This window comes from Xanthomonas sp. AC360 (assembly GCF_979258225.1).
Genome location: NZ_OZ409846.1, coordinates 1212105 through 1228406, shown reverse-complemented (window position 1 = coordinate 1228406; position 16302 = coordinate 1212105). Strand labels below are relative to the sequence as shown.

The 16302-nt window shown below is 66.7% G+C and carries 11 protein-coding genes; 9 read left to right on the top strand and 2 right to left on the bottom strand.

Annotation, left to right across the window (positions count from 1 at the left end):
• Nucleotides 1–35: 35 nt before the first annotated feature.
• Nucleotides 36–491: a MarR family winged helix-turn-helix transcriptional regulator gene (locus ACZZ0O_RS05255; RefSeq protein WP_055852379.1), complete on the bottom strand. Its 456-nt coding sequence runs from the start codon at nt 489–491 to the stop codon at nt 36–38.
• 130 nt (nt 492–621) lie between these two features.
• Here ACZZ0O_RS05255 and folE point away from each other — a divergent pair, with 130 nt between their 5' ends.
• The 6 genes from folE (at nt 622) to ACZZ0O_RS05225 (ending at nt 10572) form a co-directional block, all read left to right on the top strand.
• On the top strand, nt 622–1224 hold the full coding sequence (folE, locus tag ACZZ0O_RS05250; RefSeq protein ID WP_055852376.1) for a GTP cyclohydrolase I FolE: 603 nt from the start codon (nt 622–624) through the stop codon (nt 1222–1224).
• Between the two features lie 197 nt (nt 1225–1421).
• Nucleotides 1422–2891: a DUF3375 domain-containing protein gene (locus ACZZ0O_RS05245; RefSeq protein WP_463590167.1), complete on the top strand. Its 1470-nt coding sequence runs from the start codon at nt 1422–1424 to the stop codon at nt 2889–2891.
• A complete protein-coding gene (locus ACZZ0O_RS05240; protein WP_463590166.1) occupies nt 2878–3576 on the top strand; it encodes a DUF4194 domain-containing protein in 699 nt (232 codons plus the stop codon). Before ACZZ0O_RS05245 ends, ACZZ0O_RS05240 begins: the two co-directional genes overlap by 14 nt.
• Before the next feature lie 59 nt (nt 3577–3635).
• Nucleotides 3636–7034, top strand: coding sequence for an ATP-binding protein (locus ACZZ0O_RS05235; RefSeq protein WP_463590165.1), 3399 nt, complete (start codon nt 3636–3638; stop codon nt 7032–7034).
• Between the two features lie 4 nt (nt 7035–7038).
• Entirely contained in the window at nt 7039–8220 is a 1182-nt protein-coding gene (locus ACZZ0O_RS05230) for a Wadjet anti-phage system protein JetD domain-containing protein (RefSeq protein WP_463590164.1), read from the top strand.
• Between the two features lie 291 nt (nt 8221–8511).
• Nucleotides 8512–10572, top strand: coding sequence for a TonB-dependent siderophore receptor (locus ACZZ0O_RS05225; RefSeq protein WP_463590163.1), 2061 nt, complete (start codon nt 8512–8514; stop codon nt 10570–10572).
• 25 nt (nt 10573–10597) lie between these two features.
• On the opposite strand, the gene ACZZ0O_RS05220 is transcribed toward ACZZ0O_RS05225, so the two are convergent.
• The gene (locus ACZZ0O_RS05220) at nt 10598–11371 is read right to left on the bottom strand and encodes a sulfite exporter TauE/SafE family protein (protein ID WP_463590162.1); all 774 of its coding nucleotides are present in this window, start codon (nt 11369–11371) and stop codon (nt 10598–10600) included.
• A gap of 652 nt (nt 11372–12023) precedes the next feature.
• Here ACZZ0O_RS05220 and ACZZ0O_RS05215 point away from each other — a divergent pair.
• The 3 genes from ACZZ0O_RS05215 (at nt 12024) to ACZZ0O_RS05205 (ending at nt 15921) form a co-directional block, all read left to right on the top strand.
• Nucleotides 12024–12413, top strand: a complete 390-nt coding sequence (locus ACZZ0O_RS05215) for a YchJ family protein (protein ID WP_463590161.1) — start codon at nt 12024–12026, stop codon at nt 12411–12413.
• Between the two features lie 803 nt (nt 12414–13216).
• Nucleotides 13217–13423, top strand: coding sequence for a hypothetical protein (locus ACZZ0O_RS05210; RefSeq protein WP_463590160.1), 207 nt, complete (start codon nt 13217–13219; stop codon nt 13421–13423).
• A 335-nt stretch (nt 13424–13758) separates the two neighbouring features.
• Complete coding sequence (locus tag ACZZ0O_RS05205) at nt 13759–15921, top strand: lytic murein transglycosylase (RefSeq protein ID WP_463590159.1); 2163 nt, start codon at nt 13759–13761, stop codon at nt 15919–15921.
• Nucleotides 15922–16302 lie beyond the last annotated feature (381 nt).

The window sequence follows — 16302 nt, the reverse complement described above, 5'->3', positions numbered from 1 at the left end:
CAACCGGCGTCGCAGGACGACGCCTGACAGCTGACTCAGTCGGGCTGACTCAGCCGCGCATGCGCCTGCGCGATCTGCTCCCACAGCGTCAGCACCGTCTGCACCTGCGCTTCGCTGAGCGCGCCGAAGACCTCGGCGCGCAGCGCATCCAGGCGGATCTCGATGCGCCCGACCAGCGCATGGCCTGCGTCGGTGAGCCACAGCTGGTTGGCGCGGCGGTCGCTGCTGTCTGCCTCGCGGCGCACCAGCGCCTGTGTGCAGAGCTTGTCGAGCAGGCGCACCAGCGAAGGGCCTTCCATACCCAGCTGCTGTGCCAGCGCCACCTGCCGGATACCGCCGCCGGAGCGTCCGATCATCAGCAGCGGGCCGGTGCAGGCGCTGGACAGGCCGAATTCGGCAAAGGCCTGGTCGGCCAGCCGCTGCCACTGGCGGGCGGCGACCAACAGGCCGGAGCTGAGCTGGGCGCGGGGAGAGAGAGTGCTAAGCGTCATAATAGTTAGGATGCTATCAATTCAACAATGAATCAATAGTCACTGAACCCGGCCCAGCGGCCACAACCGCCACTGGGGCCGCCGGCCCGTCCTCGGGTACCATGCTCGCCCCCTTTGGGTGCACCTGCGCATGAGCCAGTCCGACCAGCCCGATTCCTCCGTTACCCAGGCCCAGGCCGAAGATGCCGTGCGCACCCTGCTGCGCTGGGCCGGCGAAGATCCGGCCCGCGAAGGCCTGTTGGATACGCCGCGCCGTGTCGCCGAAGCCTATGGCGACTGGTTCAGCGGCTACCGCGAAGAACCGCGCGAATACCTGGAACGCACCTTCGAGGAAGTCGCCGGCTACGACGAACTGATCGTGCTGCGCGACATTTCCTACGAAAGCCATTGCGAGCACCACATGGCGCCGATCATCGGCAAGGTGCACGTCGGCTACCTGCCCAGCGGCAAGGTGGTTGGCATCAGCAAGCTGGCCCGCGTGGTGGAAAGCTACGCGCGCCGCTTCCAGGTGCAGGAAAAGATGACCGCGCAGATCGCCCAGTGCATCCAGGACGTGCTGCAACCGCGCGGCGTCGGCGTGGTGGTCGAAGGCTCGCACGAGTGCATGACCACCCGCGGCATCCACAAGCGCGGCGTCAGCATGGTGACGTCCAAGATGCTGGGCAGCTTCCGCGAAGATGCGCGCACCCGCGCCGAATTCCTGCAGTTCCTCGAAGTAGGCGGCAAGCGTTGAGGCAGCCCCTGCAGTCGCGCGCAACGCGCTGAGGCAAGCATGAGGGCAGGGCAGCATACGGTGGGAGACCGCATGAACATCCCGTTGGGAGACTGCAACGCATCCGTCGGCCGGGCAGACGTTTTGCGCACTTTGCCATTGGCTTGTCAGCGAGCTACTGGCCTGACGCCGCCGAGGCCGTGCCACGGTGAACCGGCATGAAAGTGCGTGCCCGCATCGCCCGCTACCGCAGCTTGCGCGACGAGCCGCTGTGGAAACTGCTGGCCGCCGACCATGCACCGGAGGTGATCGCTCTGTTGCAGGGGCTATTGCTGGATGGAGAGCGCGTGTTGCCGGCTGCGGTGCTGCACGAGCGGCTGCAGCGCATGCTCGACGACATCAACGCCGAACACTTGGCGCGCGACCTGCCGCGCACCGCACAGGCCTATGTCGCGCACTGGCTGGCGCAGGGCTGGCTGGAACGGCGCCTACCCGACGGCGCGCAGCAGGAGGAGTACGAGCTGTCCACGCAGGCCGCGCAGGCGATCCGCTTTGTCGACGGCCTGGAGCACAGCCGTGGCACGGCCACCGAAAGCCGGTTGGCGTTGGTGATGCAGCAGCTCGCCCAGCTGGCGGCATTGACCGAGACCAACCCGGATGCGCGCCTGTCTGCGTTACGCGACGAGCGCGATCGGATCGATGCGGAAATCGCGCGGGTGTCGGCCGGCAAGGTCGCCTCGCTGGACGGCAAGCGTGCGCTCGAGCGCACCCGCCAGGTGATCGCGCTGGCCGACGAATTGACCGAAGACTTCCGCCGTGTGCGCGACGATTTCGAACAGCTCAACCGGCAATTCCGCGAACGCATCATCGATGACGAAGGCGAGCGCGGTGAGGTGCTGACCAAATTGTTCGAAGGCGTGGATGTCATCGGCGACAGCGAAGCCGGGCGCAGCTTCCAGGCGTTCTGGGCGTTGCTCAACGATGCCGAACAGAGCGCGCAGCTGGATGCGGCGCTGGAGACGGTGCTGGCGCGTGCGTTTGCGCGCAAGCTTGATCGTCGCGAACGCAGCTTCCTGCGCGGGCTCACCGGCACCATGCTCGAGCGCGGTGGCCAGGTCCACGATGTGATGCAGCATTTCGCGCGCAGCCTGCGCGGTTTTGTGCAGAGCCGTGGCTATCTGGAACAGCGCCGGCTTAACCGGTTGCTCAAGCAGGCGCAGGCCGAAGCGCTGAGCCTGCGCGAGCACATACCGGCCCAGCGGCTGATCGGCCGCAGCCTGATGCTGACCACCAGCCGGCTGCGGTCGCTCGCGCAGTGGCGCCTGCACGACCCGCGCCAACAGCAGGTCGATGGCAGCATCCAACGCAACGAGGCGGCCGCGATCTCGCTGGACAGCGTGGGTGATCTGGTGGCGCAGTCGGAGATTGACTTCCGTACTCTGCGACGCGACCTGTTCGAGCTGCTGGCCACCCAGCCGCAGCTGTCAATCGCGCAAGCATTGACGCAACGTCAGGCCACCCAGGGCCTGGGCAGCGTGATCGGCTACCTCTCGCTGGGCACGCGCCATGGCATCGTCAGCGCCGATCAGTCGGAAGTCGCGCAATGGCGCGGTAACGATGGTCAATGGCGTCGCGCGCGCATCCCGTTGATCTGGTTCACCCAGGAGAAACGCCATGAACTGGCCTGAGCACGATCCCGATACCGAGATCGCCCCCGATATCGCCGACACGCAGCATCCGGCCGCAGACAGCACCGGTCTGTTCGCTGGCGATACCGGCCGCTTGCCGGTAGAGGCGCGTCGCGCGCTGTGTCAGTTGCTCAGCGGTCCCAGCGTGGACGCGCAGCGGCATGGACGCTTGTGGCCGGCCTTGCTGCGCAGCGAGGCCGGCATTCGCAGCGCCTTGGCCGAGGTGTTTCTGGAGTTGGTGCTCGATCGTGAGGCCGGCATTGCGTTCACCCGCCAGGCCGACACCGGCGAGCTGGAAGCGCCGGTGCTGCTGCGTTCGGCGCCGCTGACCTTCATCGATTCGGTGCTGCTCCTGCACTTGCGCCAGCAACTGGCCGAAGCAGACGCGCGCGGCGTGCGCGCAGTAGTGGAAGAGGCGGCGCTGGGCGAGGCGCTGGCCGTTTACGAAAAAAACCTGTCCACTGATCGCGCCGGCTTTTTGCGTCGGGTGGCCACGGCGGTGCAGAAAATGAAGGACAGCCACGTACTGACCCGTTTACGCGGCGAAGACGCACGCTACGAAATCTCGCCCGCGCTCAAACTGCTGTTCTCGGCCGAAGATGTCGCCGCCCTGGGCCAGGTCTATCGCCAGCTGCGCGAGAGCCCGGCTGGCGACGAGGACGAGGCGGACCCTGCGCACGCCTAGCACCGCACCACAAGTTTGAGCGCAGGCCTGCGCTTTTCTGGCTTTTTCGGACCGTATCGATGACTTCCTCTGCCGCGCCTTCCAGCCTGTTTGCCAACGATCTGCCCGACGCACGCCTGCAGCAGTTCCGTATGCGCCGCCTGCAGGTACACAACTGGGGGACGTTCTCGGGACTGACCGAAGTGCCGATCGCCGAGCGTGGCTTCTTGTTCGTCGGCCGCTCCGGCTCGGGCAAATCGACGCTGCTTGATGCGATGTCGGCACTGCTCACCCCGCCCAGCATCGTCGACTTCAACGCTGCTGCGCGCGAGGCCGAGCGCAGTGGCCGCGACCGCAACCTGGTGTCGTACGTGCGCGGCGCCTGGGCCGACCAGCAGGACAGCGCGTCCGGCGAAATCGCCACGCAATACCTGCGCAAGGGCGCCACCTGGACTGCACTCGTGCTGGAATACCGCAACGGCGAAGACCGCGTGGTCAGCCTGGTGCGGCTGTTCTGGATCGCCGGCAACAGCGCGGCCACCGGCGACGTGCGCAAGCACTACATGGTGGCCGAGCGCGCCTTCGATGTGGCGCAGGATCTGGCCGGCTTCGACCTGGATCTGCGCAAGCTCAAGCAGCGGCTGCACGACGTGCATCACTTCGACAGTTTTGCCGGCTACGCCGAGCGGTTTCGCCATCAGCTGGGCATTGGCAACGAGATGGCGCTGCGTCTGTTGCACAAGACCCAATCGGCCAAGAATCTGGGCGATCTCAACGCCTTCCTGCGCGGCTTCATGCTGGAAGAACCCAAGACCTTCGATGCGGCCGAGCGCCTGGTCGGCGACTTCGCCGAACTGGACGGCGCCCACCATGCGGTGGTGACGGCGCGGCGCCAGGTGGAGACCCTGCTGCCTGCGCGCACGCACCACGCCGAGCTGATGCAACTGCGCCGCCAGCGCAGCGAACTGGACGAACTCAAGGCCGGCATCGACATCTATCGCGAGCAGCGCCGGCTCGCCTTGCTGGACGCGCGCCTGCAGGAACTGGACACACAAGATCGCGGCCTTGCTGGCGAAGAAGGCCAGCGCCGCGCCACATTGGACAACCACACCCGTCACCTGGACGATCTGGAAGCACAGCGCCGCGCACAAGGCGGCGAGCGTATCGATGCGCTGGAGCGCGAACAAGGCCAGCTGCAGGCCGAGCGCGACCGCCGCGCGGCCAAGCGGGTGCAGGCCGAACAGGCGTGCCGTGCATTGGAGCAGGCGCTGGCCGACAGCGCGCACGGCTTTGCCGAACAGGTCGCGCAGGCGCGCGCCGCGCTGGAAGATGGCCAGCGTGCCGCCGCCGAGCTCGACGAAGCGATCAGCGAACGCATCGCCGGCAAGCACGACGACACCAAGCGCTTTGCCGAGGTGCGTGCGGAAATCGAGGCGCTGACGCGCAACCCGTCCAATATTCCGGCGCCGATGCAGAGCCTGCGCGCACGCATGAGCGCCGACACCGGCGTGCCGGAAGCGGCGTTGCCGTTCGTTGGCGAGTTGATCCAGGTGCGCGAGGACGCATCCGCCTGGCGTGGCGCCATCGAACGCGTGCTGCACGGTTTTGCGCAATCGTTGCTGGTGGACGAGCGGCATTACGCCGAGGTCGCCGACTGGGTCAATCGCACCCAGCTCGGTACGCGCCTGGTCTATTACCGGGTGCGCAACAACGAGCAGGCGCTGAGTAGCCGCGACCCCGGCAGCGCCTCGCTGCTGCACAAGCTGGAATTGCGCGATCATCCGTACGCCGCCTGGTTGCGGCGCGAGCTGGGCAAGCGCTTCGATTACGACTGCGTGGACAGCGCCAAGGCCTTGCGCCACGCCGAACGTGCCATCACCCGCGAAGGTCAGGTCAAGCATCCGGGCGATCGGTACGAAAAGGACGACCGCCACGCCGTGGGCGATCGCCGCCGCTGGCTGCTGGGCTTCAACAACCGCGACAAGCTGGCCTTGTACGAACGCGAAGGCCAGGAACTGGCGCAACGCATTGCTGCTTGCGACGCCGACGTGGCCGGCCTGCGCGCGCGCCGCGAACGCGATGGGCAGCAGCGTCTGGCCCGCAACACCCTGGTCAATCTGGGCTGGGAAGAAATCGATGTGGCCGCAGCGCTGCAACGCCTGAGCCAGATCACCCAAACCTTGCAACAGCTGCGCGAAGGCGACGCCAACCTGCGCGCGTTGGGCGAGGCGATCGACCGCACACGCGGCGACATCGTCCAGGCCACGCGCACGTATGATGACGTGCGAAAAGAGCGAGCCAAACTTGATGGCAAGCGAGAGGAGTGGGAGAAGCAGCGCCTTAAATGCGCTGGTGCTAATGAGCGCTTTGTCACTCCGCTACAGCAGCAGGGTCTTACCAGCCGTCTTTCAGCCTTGGGTCTGCTGTCACTAGAGAACTTGGATGCTCATTTTCGTGAGATGACCAAGGAATTGAGCGAGCAACATCAGGAATTGCTTGTTCGCGATAATGACCTGGTACAGGAGCTGCTTGGTTGCTTCAAGCGATACATCCGGCAATGGCCCGAAGACAGCGGCGATCTGAGCCTCACGCTGGAAGGCGCCGACGATTTTCTCGCACGCCTGCAGCGGCTTGAACGTGACGGCCTGCCGCAACACGAGGCACGTTTTTTCGACCTGCTGCAAAGCCAGAGCAAGAACAACCTGCTGGCGCTGCAGCGGCACACTGCCGAAGCGCGCAAGTCGATCGCCCAACGCCTGGACGAGGTCAACGCCAGCCTGGAGCAGGTGCCGTTCAACCACGGCACCTTGCTCACCATCGAACTCAGCGACCGCCGCCTGCCGGAGGTGATCGACTTCCACCAGCGTCTGCGCGATGTGCTCGGCCATCACCAGACCGAGCAGCGCGAGGTGGCCGAACAACAATTTGCGGTGTTGCGCGAGTTGGTGCGCAAGCTCGGCTCGCTGGAGGGCGAAGACAAGCGCTGGCGCGAACTGGTGCTGGACGTGCGGCTGCATGTGGAATTCGTCGGCGTGGAACTGGATGCGGCGACGCGCCAGCAGGTGGAGATCTACCGCAGCGGCGCCGGCAAGTCCGGCGGCCAGCGGCAGAAACTGGCCACCACCTGTTTGGCGGCAGCGCTGCGCTATCAGCTCGGTGGCGAAGATGGCGAACTGCCGCGCTATTGCGCGGTGGTGCTGGACGAAGCCTTCGACAAGGCCGACAACGAATTCACCGCACTGGCGATGAACATCTTCGAAAATTTCGGCTTCCAGATGGTGGTGGCCACGCCGTTAAAATCGGTGATGACGCTGGAGCCGTTCATCGGTGGCGCGTGCTTTGTGGAGATCAGCGGGCGGCACGACTCGGGCGTGTTGCTGATCGAATACGACGAAGCCTCGCGCAGGCTCAAGCTGCCAGAGCGCACGCGCGCCGCATCTGCAGCGGCCGACATCGACCCAGTTGCCGGCCAGGAGTGAGCTGATGGCGCGCGCCGATTGCATGTTGTTGCCGCCTGCTGCACTGCAGGCTTTGCGTGGGCAGTGGCAACGTCATCGCGGCGACTGGTTGATCGGCGCCGCGGCGCCACGGCCCATTCCCCTGCAGCCACCGACCCAGGCACAGGCCAGCGCCCGGTTCGAAGCGTTCGGCGCATGGCTGCGGAGCTGGCAGCGCACTGCGCTGCCAGGACGGGTGGATTATCGCGATGTGCTGTGGTCGCAGCTGGGTCCGCAACGGTTGCCGCAGAGCTGGGTGCTCGCCACCCCGGCCGATGCCGCCGCAGCGCTGCAGGAACATGACCGCTGGCAACGCGCCAGCGCGCGCTGCGCCAGTCTGCAGGCGCACTGGCCGGAGGCGGCTGGATTGCCCGCGCGCCTGCGGCGCCAGTTCGATCTGCTCGCCGATAGCGCACAGGCCGATATCGACCGGCTGGTCGCCGTGGTCGACTGGCTGCACCGGCACCGCGACAGCGGCCTGTTCCTGCGTCAGCTGCCCATCGCCGGCATCGACAGCAAGTGGGTGCACGCGCGACGCGGCATCATCGCCGACTGGCTTGGCGGGCTGCGCGGCATCGCCGAGCCGCGCAGCTTCGACAGCCTGTCCGGCCTGCGTAGCGCACCGGATCGGGTGCGCCTGCGGCTGCTGGACCCGGCGTTGTCCCGACAGCTCGGCGGCCTGGACGATCTGAGCGTGCCGATCCAGCAGCTGGCCGCGCTGCGGCTGCCGATCGAGCGCGTGCTGATCGTCGAAAATCTCGACACCGGCCTGGCCTGCGAAACCTTGCCGGGCACGGCGGTGCTGATGGCACGCGGCTATGCGCTCGACTACGTACGCAGTATCGACTGGTTACGCACGCTTCCGCTGTTCTATTGGGGCGACATCGATACGCACGGGTTGGCGATCCTGCACCGGCTGCGCACGCATGCCCCGCAGACTGTGGCACTGCTGATGGACGAGGCCACGTTGCTGTCCACGCCACGCGCCATGTGGGGGCACGAGCCCAGGCAACATCGCGCCCACCGGCTCGCCGCGCTGACCCCGGCCGAGCAACTGCTGTATACGCACTTGCGCAACGGATACTTCGGTGCAGCGCCGCGGCTTGAGCAGGAGCGCATCGCCTGGAGTCATGCCTGGCCACAGATCCAGGCAGCTTTGCGCCCTTAGTGGCGGGGTTTGCGCCTGGCATGGGCGCGGTGCAAGCGGGGCGGCATGACGACGTGCGCGATTGCCCTCTGCATATTCGCGGCGAGGCCTGCGGCTGCACCGTGCAGCCGACCGTGCACGACCGACCCCGCAGCGCTTTGTCGTCGGCACTTCTGTTGCTGCGATCGGTTGGTAGGTCTATTGGCCGCTCTGGGACAGGGCGGCAGATCGCATGCTCAAAGATAAGAATCGTTATCATTGCGGACCCTGATGTGTTTGCCACCGCACACATCGCTCCCGCTGAAGATGTCGATGACCCCACGCCCCCTGCCGCGCCCGTTGTTGTTGGTGTCCCTGTTTGCCGCATTGCCGGCCGCCGCGCAGGAGGCCAGCCTGCTCGATGCCATCGTGGTGAGCGAGCGACGCGCTTTGTACCGCCCGGGAAAAGCCGCCGGCGCCACCCGCACGCAGACGCCGGTGGAGCGCATCCCGCAGGCGATCCAGGTGGTGCCGCGTTCGGTGATCGACGAGCAGCAACTCACCCGGTTGGTCGATGTGGTGGCCAACGTGTCCAACGTGCAGCCCGGCGGTACCCAGGGCAATCGCTCGGAAACCTTCGTCATTCGCGGCTTCGAAGCGTCGTCGTATGCGGTCGACGGCATCCTGCTCAACCCGGCGCAGAACTTCACCGAAACCGTGCGCGATCTGGCCAACGTCGCCCAGGTGGAAGTGCTCAAAGGGCCTGCGGCGGTGTTGTACGGGCGCGGTGAGCCCGGCGGGGTGATCAACCTGGTCACGCTGCGGCCGGACGACACGTTCGGCGGCAACGCGTCGCTGCAGGTGGCCGAACATGGCTTGCGCCGCGTGCAGTCCAGCATCACCGGCCCGCTGAGTCCCACGCTGTCTGCCCGCGTCAGCGCCGCCGCGCAGCAGACCGGCAGCTTCCGCGCTGCGCAGGCCGATGGTGACCGCGTCTTCGTCTCGCCCTCGCTGGCATGGCGGCGCACTGCGCAGCTGCGTGCCGATCTGGACCTGGACTACACCCGCCAGACCAGCCCGGGCGATCGCGGTCTGGTCGTCATCGATGGGGTGGTGCGTGGCCCGGCAGAGCGCAGTTTCGGTGAGCCGTGGTCGCGCAATCGCGGCACCTCGCGCACTGCACGCGGCCGTATCGAATATGACGCGAATGAGTGGCTGACGCTGCGCCAGATCCTCAATCACCAAGACGGTGACAGCGGTCGCGACGTGGCCGACTTCACCGGTTTCAGCGCCGACCGTGCGTTTGTGCAACGTCGCGCCGTGCGTCAGGACCAGCAGGTACGCGCCACCACCTCGCAGACCGAAGCGCTGGCCCGTTTCAATACTGGCCAGCTGCGCCATCAGGTGCTGGCCGGCGCCGAATACGTCGATGCGCATCGCCACACCGACGAAGCCCGCGCGCCGTTGGCCCGCATCAGCGTGAGCAACCCGGTACAGGGCGCAGTGCCGGGCCGCTATGTGCCGGCGCGGCAGATCGAGGTCGATGCGCGCTACGCCGCGTTGTACGTGCAGGATCAGATCAGCATCGGGCAGCGCTGGGACGTGCTGGCTGGCGTGCGTTGGGACGACGTGCAGCAGGCCACCGTGGACAACGGCGCGCGTACCCGCGAAGACGGCCGACGCGCCTCGCCGCGTGTGGGTGTGGTGTGGAAGGCCGCGCCGCAGCTGTCGCTGTATGCGAATACGTCGACGTCGTTTCGTCCGCGCAGCGCCACGCTGTTTGCCGGCGGCAGCGCACCGCCGGAGACCGGCCGCCAGTACGAGATCGGCCTGAAAAGCGCGCTGCTGGACAACCGCGTGCTCGCCACTGCTGCGGCATTCCAGATCACCAAGGACAACGTCGCCACCAGCGACCCGGACAACAGCGGCTTTGTGCTGGTCACCGGCCAGCAGCGCGTGCGCGGCGTCGAGCTGGACATCACCGGCGAGCTCACCCAACGCTGGCGGATGATTCTCGGCGCCGGCTATCTGGATGCGCAGGTCACCCGCGACAGCGTGATTCCGGTCGGTAATCGCCTGCGCGGTGTGCCGCGCGTCAGCGCCAGTCTGTGGAGCACTTACCACGTGGCCACCGGTCCGTTGTATGGCCTGACCCTGGGCGCCGGTGCGGTGCATGTCGGCAAGCGCGAGGGCGACTTGAACAACAGCTACCGCATTGACGGCTACACGCGGGTCGATGCATCGGCGGCGTACCGTTTCGGCGGCCGTTATCAACTGGCGTTGATGCTGCGCAATGTCGCCAATCGTTTTTACATCGAGCAACCGGTGACGCAGACAACCAACTACCCGGGTGCACCGCGCACGCTGTCGGCGACGTTGAGCATGGAGTTTTAGAAAGGCGAGGACATGTGCAGCGTGATCAGTGCAGCAGATCCCAGCCCATCTTGCCGATCAGCACCACCACCAGCACCAGGAACAACTTGCGAATCAACGGTGTGCCCCCGCGCAGCGCCATCCGCGTGCCCGCCACCGCGCCGGCCACGTTCGCCACCGCCATCGGAATGCCCAGTGCCAGCATCACCTGGCCGCTGGGCAGAAAGAACGACAGCGCTGCCAGGTTGGTGGCCAGGTTCACTACCTTGGCCGCCGCCGAGGCGCGCAGAAAATCCAGCCCGAAAAAGCGAATGAACAAGAAGATCAAAAAGCTCCCCGTGCCCGGACCGAAGAACCCGTCGTAAAACCCGATCGCCGCGCCCATCGCCAAGGCGGTTATCAACTCGCGTCGACCGATCTCGCGCGGCCGATGCAGCGCGCCGAAATCCTTCTTGATCAGCGTGTAGATCAACATCGCGATCAGCAACAGCAAAATCAGCGGCCGCACCGCTTGCTTGGGCAACAGGCTGACCGCCGTCGCGCCCAGAAACGAAAACGTAAACGCCGCCGCAGTGGCATACAGCACCGGCCGCCACGGGAAGCGCACCGTGCGCGCATACCGCCACGCCGACGCCCCGGTGCCGAACATCGCGCTGAACTTGTTGGTGCCCAAGATCAGCGACGGCGCCTGCTGCGGCAAGGTCCCAAACAATCCCGGCAACTGGATCAACCCGCCGCCACCCACCGCGGCATCCACCAGCCCGGCAACGAACGCAATGCACAGCAGCCACGGCAACTCGGTGGGAATCAGCTCCAGCACAACGGCGCTCCGCACGACGGGGGCGACAGCATAGCGAGTGCACTGACGGCATGCGCCGCAGTAACAGCTAACGGAACGGCGGCAGGCGTAGCAGCGTCGGGAGTAGCAGGATCAGGCGTAGTAGCGATAGCAGCAGGTCGCGTGAGCCGATGCCTGACCCCCCACGTCACCCACGTACATACCCAATCGATAACGTGCAGCATCCAGAGCACGGAATCCAAAGCCCCTCTCCCCCGCGGGGCAAAGGGCGCGGCTTGCGCAGCATGAACACGCGCTTCTTGGAGTGCCCTCGCAGCAAGCGCTGGCCTCGGAGCGGGGTAGGGGACGGAAGCAAGTCCTGCTGCAGTCCATGGCGGCATCGCGATCCATCACGTCCACCTCCCAGCCACACCCGCGAATTGCGACGCAACGTGCGGCACGAAAACGCAGGAAGTAAGCAGGAATCTTCAATGCACACCACCCAACATCGCAGAACATCCACCTAGCAGTTGTCCACCAACCCCACAGACTGCTCATGACATATGGACGCTCGCTGCCTGCTGATCACCGAATCCCCAATCCCCAATCCCCAATCCCCAATCCCCAATCCCCAATCCCCAATCCCCAATCCCGAATTCCGAATCCCGAATCCCGAATCAAGCACAATCCCTCCATGGCGAACTCTGCATCTACCGATCCCTGTCCCTGCGGCCGCCCCGCCGACTACGCGCGCTGCTGCGGGCTCTACCACGCCGGTGCCGCTGCGCCGGATGCCGAAACCCTGATGCGCTCGCGCTACAGCGCTTATGTGCGCCGCGATGTCGACTACCTGTTGGCCAGCTGGCACCCGTCCACGCGCCCGGCCGAACTGTCGCTGGACGAAGGCGGTCGCACCACCTGGCTCGGCCTGACCATCCAGCGCACCAGCGTCACCGGCGAGGACACCACCGAGGTGGTGTTTCTGGCCCGCTATCGCATCGGCGGCGGCAGCGCGGTGCGCATGACCGAACACAGCCGCTTCGTCCGCGAAGACGGCCGCTGGTATTACCTCGACGCCCGCTGAGTGCCGCCAGCGGTGCTGCAGTCCGCACAACGTGCTGGCCGTTTCCGTTGCCAGCAGTGGCTGATCGTCCAACTGTGCGGAAGACCGCGCGTACATCCGTGTTCCGACGCTTGCCCTCGCTAAGTGCCGCCAGCGGTGCTGCAGTCCGCGCAACGTGCTGGCCGGTCCGTCGGGCAACTGTGGTTGATCAACCCACCGTGCGAACGACCACACACGCATCCGTGCTTCGACACTTGTCGCAATGACAGAGCAAAGGGTGACGTTAGAGACGTGCAGCCGCTTCAATCGACCACCGCAAGCGCAACCGCGCGCAACCAGGTCTCACACCGAGATAAATCAAACCCTTCTCCCATCGGGAGAAGGTGCCCAACGGGCGGATGAGGGTGCGTCTTCTGGCGCACTCGCCTCGACCCAGGCCAATCCCTCAAATCCTCATAGGTGAGGACCACCCCTGCCTGCCGCCCTTCGTGTTTGATGTCTTCCAACCAGCCAGCCGCAGCCTCCAACCAGCACCATCGGGAATGCAGCGCGGTAGATAACCCGCAGCGAGCCATCGTTCCCTAAGGGACAGCGCGCTCAGAACCGAAGCGGATGCCTGATCCAGGCTAGTACCGAGCACCATCCGCGCCCGCCTGGTAGCTGCGCAGCCGTGATTGGTATGCGCCATGCCATGCAGCACCTCCACCATCGCCGCCTCACCCGACCAACGGCGCCCATCGCGCCACTTTGTCGACACAGCGTTCGCAGCCGATCCGGGAAGCTTGCCGCGCGGCGAAGCTCGCCGCGGGGGGCGGACAGCGATCATGGCAACCTTCAACTTCTGGCAATGGGCGCTGACGGCCTTGGTGGTCTTTGCAATCGTGTTGCCGGCGTTGCTGGCCACGTGCATGGTCCGTTTCGGGCCTCGCCACGATGCGCCGCGCCGCGCACGCCTGCGCCGCGTTGCCGAGACCGGCGCTTCCACGCCAGCGCTGTCGCTGCTGAGCGGCATCACCGGCGACGGCAGCTGACGCGTCAACGCTGACGCCCGCGTTACCCCAGCTGCAATCGCAAGCCGGCCAGCGCCAGCACACTCCGGATTCAAGCGGTTGACTGGCGAACACCTCTCGATACCGAGTGTGTGCCGTTCAAGGACGGCAGCAGACACCGGGCGCCAGCCCGCAGCCGCTTAGCCAACGCACCGCCCACACATCCATCGCGTCCGCACCGCCGCGCGCGGCAACCACCGCGTCACGCCGCCGCCGCTTGCACGCCTCGACCCAGCCAGGTTGGCTATCCTTCCGGATCGATTCGCGACTGGAGCGCTTTACCGCATGACGTCCGTCCACCCGCCGGCCACCGCGCCATGACGCCGACCCGGCGCGCTTTGCCGCTGTTGATGGCCTTGCTGCCGCTGGTCGCTTGCGCCGACCCGGCCTTCGACCGTTGCCTGGCCGGGTTGCAGACCCAGGCCGCCGCCAAGGGCGTGGACGCCGCCAGTTTCCAGCGTTTTACCGCCGGGTTGGCGCCCGATCCCAGCGTGTTGCCGCTGTTGGACGCGCAACCGGAGTTCACCACGCCCATCTGGGACTACCTCGCCAGCCTGGTCGACAGCCAGCGCGTCACCGACGGCCAGGCCATGCTGGTCACCCACCACGACTTGCTCACCCGCCTGTCCGAGCAGACCGGCGTCGACCCGGCCACCATCGTGGCGGTCTGGGGCGTGGAGAGCGACTACGGCCGCGTCACCGGCAAGCGCCCGCTGCTGGTTTCGCTGGCCACGCTGTCGTGCGCAGGCCGCCGCCAGCCGTTCTTTCGCGGCGAATTCCTCGCGTTGCTCAGTCTGTTGCAGCAGGGCGATCTGTCGTCGGATGGCTTGACCGGCTCGTGGGCCGGCGCGTTCGGGCAGACCCAGTTCATGCCCTCGACCTATGCGCGGATTGCGGTGGACGGCGACGGTGACGGCCGCCGCAATCTGGTCGCCAGCATTCCCGATGCGCTGGCCTCCACCGCCAACTATCTGGTCAAGGCCGGCTGGGAACGCGCCCGCCCCTGGGGGATGGAAGTCACCCTGCCGCGCGGTTTCGATGTCAGCAAGGCCGGTCGCACCCGCCGCCAACCCTTGCAGGCCTGGCAGGCCGCCGGCCTGCTCGGCACCGACGGCAAGCCGCTGGCCCCGACCGGCCTACCCGGCGAGACGCCGGCCGCCTTGCTGCTACCGGCTGGTGCCACCGGCCCGGCCTTCCTGGTGTTCCGCAACTACGACGCGATCTACGCTTATAACGCTGCCGAAAGCTACGCGCTGTCGATCGCGCTGCTGGCCGATCGCCTGCGCGGCGGCCCCGGCCTGGTTGCCGCTTGGCCCACCGACGACCCCGGCCTGGGCCGTCCGGAACGCCGCGACCTGCAACAGTTGCTGCTCGCCCGCGGCTACCAGATCGGCGAAGCCGACGGCATGGTCGGCAGCGCCACCCGCCGCGCCATCCAGGTCGAGCAGACCCGGCTGGGCCTGCAGCCCGCCGACGGCCGCCCCGGCCAGCGCATCCTCACCGCTTTGCGTGCTGCGCCGCCGCTCACCGGCATGGCCGCCGTGCGCGGCACCGCTTTCAAGCTGCCGGCCGCGTACCCCGCATTCGCCCAATCTCCCATCGTCCACAAGGCATCCCCCATGTCCGACACCACCGGCCTCACCACAGGCGACTTCCATGGCTTCCCCTCGCTGCTGATCGACACCCCGTTCTCCACTGCCGCCATCAGCCTGTTCGGCGGCCAGTTGCTGTCGTTCGTGCCCAAGGGCGGTCAGGACGTCATGTGGCTGTCGCCGCTCGCCAAGCAGCCGCCCACCCCGATCCGCGGTGGCGCGCCGGTGTGCTGGCCGTACTTCGGCCGCCAGGACCAGACCGGTGACGTGCCCGCGCACGGGTTTGTGCGCACCGTGCCGTGGCAACTCACCGAGAGCCACCGCGAAGACGACGGCACCGTGGTGCTCACGCTCACCCCGCCGGCCTTCGACGACCTGGCGCTGCGCCTGCGCATGACCCTGCGCATCGGTCGCACCCTCGAACAACGCCTGATCACCGAAAACACCAGCGGCGCCCCGGTGCGATTTACCCAGGCGCTGCACAACTACTTCCGCGTCGGCGACGCGCTCAAGGTCAGCGTGCAGGGGCTGGATGGCCTGGACTATCTCGATAAATACGAGAACTACGCCACCGCGCATCGCCAGCAAGGCGACTGGAGCCTGCGCGACCCGCGCGATCCCGGCCGCAGCGACCGCATCTACACCAACGCCGGCGGCCGCTACACCCTCACTGACCCGGTGCTTGGCCGCCGCATCGTCATCGCCACACAGGGTAGCCGCTCGCTGGTGGCCTGGAACCCGGGCGAGGAGGCCGGCAAGAAAATGGCCGACGTGGGCGAAGGCTGGCGCGACTACGTCTGCCTGGAAGCGGCCAACGCCGGCCCGGACGTGATCGAACTGGCCCCCGGCGCCAGCCACAGCCTGACCCAGACCATCAGCGTCGAATAACCTGGTGGCCTGCGCCGCAGCCGGTGTGGCGCGGGCCCACCCAGCCGGCCGCGCACACCGTCTGTGGGTGGCCGTGGGCGAGGGCTGGCGCGGCTGCTCGTCAAAGGATGTTGAGCATTGATGTGGCCTCCATTCGATCCGGCTGAGCGTTGCGACGGCGCGCGCGCTGTCTGATCGCCGGGCTGCTCCTTGATTGCAACCTGCATGGAGGATGCAGCGGCCAAAGGGCAGGAGCATCAGGCAGAACGAGTTGGAGACGCACTGCAGCCGCACCACACGCAGCCGCCGCACCCTCACCCCAACCCCTTAGTTCTTGGGGATCTGCCAGATTAGGTGTCGAGAGCCGGCGTGGTCGACCGATAACCCATGGGTCTGAGCGAC